Below are 2,083 nucleotides of genomic sequence, written 5' to 3' on the forward strand. Positions count from 1 at the left end.
TTAGAAGTTAACTGTTTTTGAAAGGCCGTTTTTGCTATATCTAACAGTCTGTTGTACAAAGAAGATTTTGCATGGATGAAAAAACAAACCTTGTTGAGGTTAAATTGAGTTTTCCATTGTATTGTATTGCTAATGAATAAGAATAAGAAAAAGAACAGACAATGCTGAATGCTCTGGAAACAAGAATATCTGAGTATAGTATGTAAGTTCGTAACAGAATGAAAGGAGCGATTCAAATGAGCAATTTGGAAAATTATATGAAACAGCAAGCAATTTTTTGTGAACAAAATGATAGCATTAGTAAGAATCTATATTCAGAGTATGGTGTAAAAAGAGGCTTACGAGATGAAAAAGGCCAAGGTGTGTTGACGGGGCTTACAAATATTTCTGATATAAAAGCTTTTGAATATCGTGATGGAGTAAAGAGTCCATGTGATGGCGAGTTATCTTATCGTGGTTATAATATAAAAGATTTAGTAACAGGAAGTAAAGGAAAAAGGTTTGTCTTTGAAGAAGGAGCATATCTTCTTTTATTCGGAGAATTGCCAACTGATACACAGTTAATGGAATTTCAGGGAAGACTATCTGATTGTATGGAACTACCGACTAACTTTACCAGAGATGTCATTATGAAAGCACCTACATCAGATATTATGGGTTCTATGACTCGAAGTATTCTTACATTGGGCTCTTACGATAAGGAGAAAGAAAGTCTTGAAATTCCGAATGTGCTAAGGCAGAGTATGCAGTTGATCGCAGCATTTCCTATGTTAGCAGTATATGCATACCATGCTTATTGTCATTATGAAAAAAACGAAAGTATGTATATTCATAGACCTGAAAAAGATTTATCTATTGCTGAAAATTTCCTGCGCCTATTAAGACCAGATACAAAATTCACAGAACTGGAAGCAAGAGTACTGGATATAGCATTATTGTTACATATGGAACATGGTGGTGGTAACAATTCTACATTCACTACACGGGTAGTAACATCTTCAGGTTCAGATACTTATTCTGTTATTTCAGCAGCAATGTCATCCTTAAAAGGAAAAAAACATGGCGGTGCAAATCTGATGGTAATGAATATGATGGATGATATTAAAAGTCATGTGAAAGATTATGAAGACGAAGAGGAAATTGCATCATATCTGAGTAAGATTTTGAAGAAAGAGGCGTTTGATCAGAAAGGACTTATTTATGGAATGGGACATGCTGTATATTCTATTTCCGATCCGAGAGAAAGGGTGTTCAAAGGCTTTGTAGAACAACTCGCAAGGGATAAAGGACGTGAGAAAGATATGACCCTTTATAACAATATTGAGAAGATTGCACCTAAGTTGATTGCAAAGCAGCGTCAGATATTCAAAGGAGTAAGTCCTAATATAGATTTCTATAGTGGTTTTGTGTATGACATGTTGAATATTCCAAGAGAATTGTACACGCCATTATTTGCGATAGCAAGAATTGCTGGTTGGAGTGCACATCGCCTGGAAGAATTGATAACTACAGATAAGATTATTCGCCCGGCATATAAGAGTCTAGTCAGCAAAAAAGAATATATAGAAAGAGAGGAACGATAATATGGGAGCAGGAACCAGTGCAGAGGAGTTTTTTTTAAAGAGCATCAATGTTGAAAGCATATTTGAATTTGTTGAAAGAACAGATTATTTGTTCCTTTATAGTATAAAGGAATGTGTTGAAAAATCAGACTGTCATGAAGGAGTATATCTTTCAGAAGTGGCAGAATACATGAAATTATCGATTCCAGAAACATCTAAGATGGTAAAAAGTCTTGAAAATAAAGGATATATTATCTGGAAATTAGATGAAAAAAAAGAAAGAACGTACCTTGTTTTGACGAACAAGGCAATTGAATTAAGTAATTGTCAGAAAGAAAAAATGATAGAAGCTTATGAAAAAATCATATCGAATATACAAGAAGATGACCTGGCAGTTACGCGGTGTACATTGAGAAAAATCCGACAGCTTATGGAAGAAATAAAATAGTGATTAATACAACGGAGTAAGAAAAGCTCCTTCATATATTAGAATAAAAATATGACTGTTTCTTTAAAAAGAA

At 34.0% G+C, this 2,083-nt stretch carries 2 protein-coding genes; both read left to right on the plus strand.

Going from position 1 to position 2,083, the window contains the following annotated elements:
* Nucleotides 1–218: 218 nt before the first annotated feature.
* Nucleotides 219–1,583, plus strand: coding sequence for a citrate/2-methylcitrate synthase (locus ABHC48_RS20430; protein ID WP_172679323.1), 1,365 nt, complete (start codon nucleotides 219–221; stop codon nucleotides 1,581–1,583).
* Nucleotide 1,584: 1 nt separating this feature from the next.
* On the plus strand, nucleotides 1,585–2,010 hold the full coding sequence (locus tag ABHC48_RS20435; RefSeq protein WP_006858455.1) for a MarR family transcriptional regulator: 426 nt from the start codon (nucleotides 1,585–1,587) through the stop codon (nucleotides 2,008–2,010).
* The last annotated feature ends 73 nt before the right edge of the window (nucleotides 2,011–2,083 follow it).

It is taken from the genome of Ruminococcus sp. 1001136sp1 (assembly GCF_039841815.1).
Lineage (GTDB): Bacteria > Bacillota > Clostridia > Lachnospirales > Lachnospiraceae > Blautia_A > Blautia_A faecis.